This window comes from Limnohabitans sp. (assembly GCF_031538885.1).
Classification (GTDB): domain Bacteria; phylum Pseudomonadota; class Gammaproteobacteria; order Burkholderiales; family Burkholderiaceae_C; genus Limnohabitans.
On the sequence record NZ_JAVKLW010000137.1, the window covers coordinates 1 to 7,511 of the forward strand.

Genomic DNA, 7,511 nt, shown 5'->3' on the forward strand with positions numbered 1-7,511 from the left:
GAAACCGTGACGGATGAGGAATTGACTATGATTGAAAACCGATTGAATCACCGCCCCAGAAAGCGACTAGGATTCAAGACACCTCACGAGGTATTCCATGCCTCGTTAAAGCGTGTTGCACTTCGTCCTTGAATCCGCCAGTTATAAAAAACCAGATCAAGGAAAAAGTGACTGGTTTCTGTGCTGATGCGCATCTGCCGCGCCACAAACGAAAAGCCCTTACCAAGCTCCAACAAAAATCTTTGCAGCTCATCCATGATGGCTTGCTCCAACTGGCTCTCTTTGAGTTGGCCAGATTCAGGCAGCTGCAAAAACTCCAGTACATATGGGTCTTTGATGAACTCCAAATGTGAAGCTTGGTTTTCTTGACCTGAGGTTTGTGCCTGAGTCGACAGCAGACGCTTATAGTCATTGGTCTGGATATGTCTTTCCAGCTGGCGCACTGTCCAATTTTGTTCTCGTGCTTCTTTGCAGTAATACTCAATGGCCTGTTGCGAATCTGCTCGAATGATCAGGCGTAAGTGGCTCCAGCTCAATTCTCTACACAGCGTGTAGAGAATCTGATGATCAGGAAAGACCCGGTAAAACTGACGAAAGTTATACAAATTGGCATAAGAAAACCCTTTACCAAACTCCGCTGCCAAGGCAATAGACAGCTCCTGCATCATGCGAGCGCCGTACTGAGCCTTTTGTTTTCCTTGTTGCTCTTCTTGGACGATGCGCTGGCCAATGAGCCAATACGCCTCCACCATGGCCGCGTTGACCGCAGACCGCTCCTTGCCACGTGCCTGCTCCAAAATAGCTTTGACGTCGAAGTGGAGAGTACTCAGTTCGCTCATGATTTAGACCTTCGCTTCAAACTGATCTCCAGCGCCTTCAACTCCGCATCGTCTTGCATGTCCGCAGCTTGGGCCTCCTCGGCTTTGCGGCGTTGGTCAAAGTCCATGAACAACGGCGCTATCTGTTGTTCCATTCGGGCGTGGCTCACCTTGCCTGCATGGGTAAGCACCGTGAAGCCGTTGGAGCTAATGATCTGCTCCACGTTTTGCTGCCAAAAGGCCATGCGAATTTCTTGGCGGTTTTTGGTGCGCAGCTCTGCGGTTTCTAGAAAGATCACCACCAGCCGGTTCAGGGTGTCGATCTCGTCTTCGGTCAAATAATTCTTGGCGACCAAAATACCCTGCTTGCATACCTGCCCCCCTTTCCAATGCATCAGACCAAAGTTGGGGTCGTTCGCATTGGCGCGGGCGGAGATCAGTTCAGCAGCCGTCTTTTGTGTCACGGCATAGAGCAGCATGTTTTGCACTGTGGCGAAAAATTGCTGGGTGGTTTGATCAGTCTTGTCGTAGTCGCTGCTCAAAGCAAACAGGTCGCGCACCTTTTGGTAAAACCGCTTCTCTGAGGCCCGAATGTCGCGGATGCGGGCCAGCATCTCGTCAAAGTAGTCTGGGCGACCGTCGGGGTTTTTTAACCGCTCGTCGTCCATCACAAAGCCCTTGGTCAGGAACTCCTTGAGCACCGTGCTGGCCCAGCGCCGGAACTGCACCCCACGTGGCGAACGCACCCGGTAGCCCACGGCCAGAATGGCGTCGAGGTTGTAGAGCGTGACTGGCCGTTGCACCTGCCGCGTGCCCTCTGTTTGAACTACCGAGGACTCCTCGGTAGTTGCCTCACGGGTCAGTTCCCCATCCTCATAGATGTTTTTGAGGTGCAGGCCTACGTTGTCTGAACTGACATTGAACAACTCACCCATTTCCCGTTGAGACAACCAGATGGTTTGATCTTTGGTGCGCAGCTTGATTTGACTTTGGCCGTCTTCTGAGGAGTAAATAATGAGAGTGTTCACTGCAACGCCCGCAAAGTGCTGTGAATGCGGTCTGTTTCGTCAAATCCACAAAATAGCTCGCACTCAGTTTGGGCAATGTGACGGCTGTAGGCGTCAATGGTTTGCGTATTTCGATCAAACAACATGATGGGGGCTAATCCAAGGTTCAAACGCTTGAGTTCACGCCAGCGAAAACCCCATTTCTCCATGGTGCCTGCCAAGTCGGTCTTGGTTTTCAAAATCTGAATCGCCGCAGGTCGTTTTTGTTCAACATAAAAGTCAACGGCAATGGACCGTTCAGGCGTTATCGCGAGTTTTCGATTGCGCTGATGCGACAGATGCGCATCTTGCAAAATACGTTGCACTGCATGGCGGGCCACATCTTCTTCGAGTACGCGATGCTCGTTGAAAAAGTCCAGTCTCGATATGGCCGCAACGCCCTCGGCAAATACATGCATGTCATCAGCGGCAAGAGGCCAAGACATATGCCGAAACAAAACGCCCTCGTTCATTTGAAAAGAATGCTCATTGCATAGCCGTTTCAGGTGAGATTGCATCGCTTCAGTTTGCAAGTTCAGACCTTGACCAATCAACCAGTTAAGCGTTTGCCCTCTGTCGCTGAGCAGCCATGTGTTTGGGGTGACCCGCTGGAGTTCAAGTACCACCTGCCAGCCGTCGGGGTAAGACACTGGCATAGTGAACAAAAAACCTTGAGACGTTACCTGAATCTCGAGAATGCTGTTCCAAAAATTGTTGAGGAGCGTGCTCAGATCTGCTGCGGCAAAAGATGTGGGGGTGTTCACAGCAAACTCCCTTCCGGCAAGTCGCCCAAGTCGATGTGCCACAAGTGGGCAGCTTTATGAATTAAGTCTAAGAAATCAGTGACCTCAAAATCTGACAATGGTTTGTGAATGTTGCTCTCAGGGCTAGTCGTTGGTGCGTTAGGGTCGCAGACATTTAAGTGCCAGCCTTGTTCGATGCGTTTTTTGAAACGCAAATTATGGCTTGCAACCGGCGTAAATCCAATGCCACGAACCCTTTGATTCGCTAGCAAAAAGCTCACGTCATAAGTGCTGGGTTCTTCGAGCCGTGGTGCTTTTCCCAAAAACCGCATATCGACAAAACCACCGTCACGCAATTGAGGCCGTGACTCGAAATGTCGCCCCACACCACCCTTGCCGGTCTTTTCTAAATCGAGCGAGGTGCCTTCTGATAGGTGTTTCGGTGCACTCAAGATTTGATGAATTTGCTCTGAAGAATATGGGCTTAATCTTAAGCGCTAAAGCACTCTAAAACTGGCCAGTTTCCCCAATGGGAATTGCCTGTGTATACAAGCTGATACAATCAGCCACCGAGCCCAAGATTCTTGCGCTCGGTTTTTTTTGGCCTGCACTTTGCGCCTGAAAAACCGGCCAAACCAAGCGCTCAATCTTCGAACGTTTTATTCTGGAGCTTGGGATATGGAAATTTTTGATTACGACAACATCTTGTTGCTGCCACGCAAGTGCCGCGTGGAGAGCCGCTCTGAATGCGATGCAGGTGTTGAACTCGGTGGGCGCAAGTTCCGCTTGCCCGTGGTGCCTGCCAACATGAAAACTGTGGTGGATGAGGCCATTTGTTTGTGGATGGCGCAGAACAATTACTTTTATGTGATGCACCGTTTCGATTTGGACAATGTTCAGTTCGTGAAGGAGATGCACGCCAAGGGTGTGTATGCCTCTATTTCTTTGGGCGTGAAAGCCCCAGACCGCGCCACGGTGGACACGCTGGCGGCGGCAGGCCTGACGCCTGCGTACATCACCATCGACATTGCCCATGGCCACGCCGATAGCGTGCGCGACATGATTGGCTATCTCAAGGCCAAGTTGCCACATAGCTTTGTCATCGCAGGCAACGTGGCAACACCCGAGGCTGTGATCGATCTAGAAAACTGGGGCGCTGACGCGACCAAAGTGGGTGTGGGCCCAGGTAAGGTGTGCATCACCAAGCTCAAAACGGGTTTTGGCACGGGCGGCTGGCAGTTGTCTGCGCTCAAGTGGTGTGCCCGTGTGGCGACCAAGCCGATCATTGCGGATGGCGGCATTCGCAGCCACGGTGACATTGCCAAGAGCATTCGCTTTGGTGCCAGCATGGTGATGATTGGTTCGCTGTTTGCTGGCCACGAAGAGTCACCAGGCAAGACAGTGGAAGTGGACGGTGAATTGTTCAAAGAGTATTACGGCTCGGCTTCTGACTTCAACAAGGGCGAGTACAAACACGTGGAAGGCAAGCGCATTCTGGAGCCTGTGAAGGGCAAGCTGGCCGACACGCTGATTGAGATGGAGCAAGACGTGCAAAGCTCCATTAGCTACGCGGGCGGCACCAAGCTGATGGATGTGCGCAAGGTGAATTACGTGATCTTGGGTGGCGACAACGCGGGTGAGCATCTGTTGATGTAAATTTTGCGCTGTGGCCAAACAAAAAGCCTGTCTGCTTCATGCATGACAGGCTTTTTTCTTGTGTGGGTTTTTACTTTTGAAGCAGCTCAAGCGCCAGCGTGTGCAGGCGATGGTTCGGCTGCGTCAGGGCTTCGACGATGCTGAAGTGCTGCAAGCCTGCGAGCGCTTCGGCCACTGGGACGCGTGTTTGGCCCCACGCCTGTTGAATCAAGGCGTTGTGGCGCAAGAATTCTTCGCTCTCTATGCCGCCAACAACGCTGTAGAGGGTGCCTAGCTTGGGTGCAGGCATCCACGCAGGGCTGTTGCGCACGGCGTCTTGCGCGGTGAGACGCAAACTGTCTTGCAGGTAAGGTGTGGCGCGGATGGACGCCAGCTCGTACAAACCCGAAATGGACAAGGCTTTGCTCACCATGTGTGCGGGCAAATCATGGGCATAACGCGGCCAGTCACAGGCCAGCAACATGGCAACGATTTGGCCGCCCGCAGAGTGGCCTATTAAGGTGATGCGGCTGGGGTCGCCACCAAAACGGTGGATGTTGCGCCAGACCCAAGCCACGCACTTGACCATTTGCAAGACGATGTCCGAGATGGTCACCACAGGGCACAACGCATAGTTGGGTACGACCACATGTGCGCCGTGCGCTGTAAATGCGGGCGCGATGAAGGAATGATCGGCTTTGTCTAACGAGCGCCAGAAGCCGCCGTGGATGAAGACCACGACAGGTGCTTTGTCTTGTGCCGAGTCGCTCGGAAAAATATCTACGGTTTCGTTAAGGCCAAGGCCATAGGCCACGTTTTGGAAAGAGCGCTGCGTGACGCGTGCATGGCTGGATGCTTGGCGCCAATGCGCAAAGTGGGTGGCATATGCAGGCACCAAAGCGCGATTGTTGTACATGCGGTCATACCAAGCGCCATCGCGTACGGTCATAGCTTTTTCTCCAACAGAATTTGTACATTGGTCCAACCACGATTTTGTGTGTTGCTGGCTTCAAACAAACCTGTGCTGGTGTAGGTGCTGCCCGTGTTGTAGTTGCGCGGATCAAGGTTACTCAGGGTCAAGCGCCATGCTGTGTTGCCATCGACGCGCCACAAGCCATAGAGATCCATCACGCGTTTTTGCGACACGGTGAGGAGCTGCTCATTGCTCGCACGGGTGCTGTAGCCGGGGTTGTAGTTGAGATTGCCACCGAGGGTGAGTGGCAGTGCGCGCAAGCGGTAGTCAGCGCCTAGGTTAGCGCTCATGTCTGGCTGTTGGTCTAGACGGTTGTTGGAGCCATCAATGCTGAGCACGCGCGATCGGTAAAAGCTCACGTTGCTGCGCAAGTCCACGTGCGGCGCATTGTCTATCCACTGGTCCATGCGAAATTTGGCTTCTAGCTCGACGCCTTGGGCGATGGCTTCACTGAAGTTTTCAGGGCTGGACAACCAACGTTGTGTGCTGCCTTGATAGCTCGTGACGTTTCGAATCAAGTTTTGTACATGTCGATGAAACGCACTGGCGCTCAAGACACCACCTTGCGGCAAGTAGCGCTCTACAGCGATATCTAAGCCTGTGGCAACTTCAGGCTTGAGATTGGGGTTGCCAGACACATCAGGGTTGGTGGCGGTGCTTGCTGCGTCACGGGTGTAGGCCCGTCGTGCCAAGAGGGTTGGCATTGTGGGTGTTTTAAAACTGCGAGTAAGGCTCATGCGCACTTGGTCTCGGCTGTCAGGATCAGGTCTCCACAGGGCGTGCAGCAGGGGTGTGAAGACGCTGCTGCGGTTGGTGACATTGCCATCTGCATTGTTACCTGCAACGGTCAGCTCCTCGTAACGAGCGCCCAAGTGTGTAGCCCAGTGGGGCGTGAGCTGCCATTCATCTTGCGAGTAGATGGCATAGCGCATGGTGCTGGCTTTGTAGTCGGCATCCCCTCCACGGCCTTGATAACTACCCCCAACGGCTTGGATACGTTGCACAGACTCGATCTCCGCACCGCTGATCCACTGGTGACCGCCTCCCAAGACGTTGGTGTACTTGCCACCCATGGTGGCTGATCGGTCTTGAACGTGCGAGTTGTCTGTAATGGATGGAAGGTAGGCATTCAGGTTGCTCGCTGTTTGCTGGTATGCGTTGTGGCTGTTCCACCCTCCTACGCCGAATTTCCACTCGATATTGCTATCGGTGGACAGCTTACGTTTCCATTGCCCGTTGAGGCGTGCGATAGCAAATGTATTTTTATTTTCAATGCTGGCCACAGCAGACGATGCGCTGGGTAGTGTTTGATCCGTCGTGATCAGCCCCAATGATTTGCCTTGCGAGAGTGCGACAAACGGCATCAGTGTGAGCGTTTCACCTGCATCACCTTTGAGCTGCATGCGTGAAGTCACGTTCATCCCTTCACGGGCATAGTGGCTGTCGCTGGCTCGGTAACGCTGCGTGGTGACATCATTGAGCTGTTGGGAAAACTCATTTTCACTTTGATCAGGTGCGGCGTAGCGGTTGACAGACAAGGTGTAGTTGACCGTCCATGCCTCTGCATCGTGGTACTTCACAACGGAGGCGGTAGGCGATGCATAGCCCCCTTGAAATGAGGAGCCCACTTTGAGCTCGGTAGGCATGCCACGTCGACCCTCACGCGTGATGATGTTGATAGTGCCTGCAATCGCTTGTGCGCCAGTTTCTGCGGTAGGAGCACGGTAAATTTCGACACGTTCAATCATCTCGGGAGTGAGGGATTCCACCGAAAACCCAGGCGGCACACGCGCGCCATCGAGCAAAATTTGTGTGTAGCCTTGGCTCAGACCACGCATGCGAATGCCGCCACCCCGCCCCGGCGCACCGCCTAGAGTGATGCCAGGCATGCGCTTCAAGATTTCACCTAAATTGGCGTCGCCTTGACGTTCAATTTCCTCACGACCAATCACGATTTTGCTGGCCGTGGATTCGCGGCGTTGCTGCGTATCGTTGTCTCGACCACTGGTGACTTCAATCTGCCCCATGTCCGACGTTTGCGCGGCAGGTGCTGTTGTTTGCTGCGCCAAAGATGCCACAGCACTGAAAGCAAAAGGAGTTAAAAATAATCTGACAATGGATTGAGTGTGCATTTTGAAAAGTTTACCGAGGTATCGATTGGCGGATTCAAGGACGAAGTGCAACAAAGATGAACTGGTTATAGGTGGCTGAGGATGCGAGAGCATCATGGCCGCTTTAACCGCCAAGTCGAAGTTGCCCAATGTACAAGCACCTCAGCCGAGAAGAACGATACCAA

7 protein-coding genes and 1 pseudogene are annotated in these 7,511 nt (G+C 53.2%); 2 read left to right on the plus strand and 6 right to left on the minus strand.

Annotation, left to right across the window (positions count from 1 at the left end):
• Positions 1–132, plus strand: a pseudogene (locus RMS03_RS11235) (IS30 family transposase); the annotation flags it as partial.
• On the opposite strand, the gene RMS03_RS11240 reads toward RMS03_RS11235, so the two are convergent.
• The 4 genes from RMS03_RS11240 to RMS03_RS11255 form a co-directional block, all read right to left on the minus strand.
• The gene (locus RMS03_RS11240) at positions 84–839 is read right to left on the minus strand and encodes a PDDEXK nuclease domain-containing protein (RefSeq protein WP_310627142.1); all 756 of its coding nucleotides are present in this window, start codon (positions 837–839) and stop codon (positions 84–86) included. The pseudogene RMS03_RS11235 and the gene RMS03_RS11240 sit on opposite strands and share 49 nt — an antisense overlap.
• On the minus strand, positions 836–1,846 hold the full coding sequence (locus RMS03_RS11245) for a virulence RhuM family protein (RefSeq protein ID WP_310627143.1): 1,011 nt from the start codon (positions 1,844–1,846) through the stop codon (positions 836–838). The genes RMS03_RS11240 and RMS03_RS11245 overlap by 4 nt, the downstream gene beginning before the upstream one ends.
• Positions 1,843–2,520 carry a DUF1828 domain-containing protein gene (locus RMS03_RS11250; RefSeq protein ID WP_310627148.1) on the minus strand — a complete coding sequence of 226 codons (678 nt, stop codon included), beginning with the start codon at positions 2,518–2,520 and terminating at the stop codon, positions 1,843–1,845. Before RMS03_RS11250 ends, RMS03_RS11245 begins: the two co-directional genes overlap by 4 nt.
• 104 nt (positions 2,521–2,624) lie before the next feature.
• Positions 2,625–3,059, minus strand: coding sequence for a hypothetical protein (locus RMS03_RS11255; protein WP_310627144.1), 435 nt, complete (start codon positions 3,057–3,059; stop codon positions 2,625–2,627).
• Positions 3,060–3,285: 226 nt separating this feature from the next.
• Between RMS03_RS11255 and RMS03_RS11260 the strand changes: the two genes are divergently transcribed.
• On the plus strand, positions 3,286–4,263 hold the full coding sequence (locus tag RMS03_RS11260) for a GMP reductase (RefSeq protein WP_310627145.1): 978 nt from the start codon (positions 3,286–3,288) through the stop codon (positions 4,261–4,263).
• 70 nt (positions 4,264–4,333) lie between these two features.
• Here the strand turns inward: RMS03_RS11260 and RMS03_RS11265 are convergent, their stop codons facing one another.
• Positions 4,334–5,191 (minus strand): alpha/beta hydrolase, encoded by an 858-nt coding sequence (locus tag RMS03_RS11265; protein ID WP_310627146.1) that lies wholly within the window; start codon positions 5,189–5,191, stop codon positions 4,334–4,336.
• Positions 5,188–7,293: a TonB-dependent receptor domain-containing protein gene (locus RMS03_RS11270; protein ID WP_310627147.1), complete on the minus strand. Its 2,106-nt coding sequence runs from the start codon at positions 7,291–7,293 to the stop codon at positions 5,188–5,190. Before RMS03_RS11270 ends, RMS03_RS11265 begins: the two co-directional genes overlap by 4 nt.
• Positions 7,294–7,511 lie beyond the last annotated feature (218 nt).

What these genes read in the sequence shown, in the direction of transcription:
- RMS03_RS11240 (WP_310627142.1), bottom strand. Translation starts at nt 839, where the DNA reads ATGAGCGAACTGAGTACTCTCCACTTCGACGTCAAAGCTATTTTGGAG.
- RMS03_RS11260 (WP_310627145.1), top strand. Translation starts at nt 3,286, where the DNA reads ATGGAAATTTTTGATTACGACAACATCTTGTTGCTGCCACGCAAGTGC.
- RMS03_RS11265 (WP_310627146.1), bottom strand. Translation starts at nt 5,191, where the DNA reads ATGACCGTACGCGATGGCGCTTGGTATGACCGCATGTACAACAATCGC.
- RMS03_RS11250 (WP_310627148.1), bottom strand. Translation starts at nt 2,520, where the DNA reads ATGCCAGTGTCTTACCCCGACGGCTGGCAGGTGGTACTTGAACTCCAG.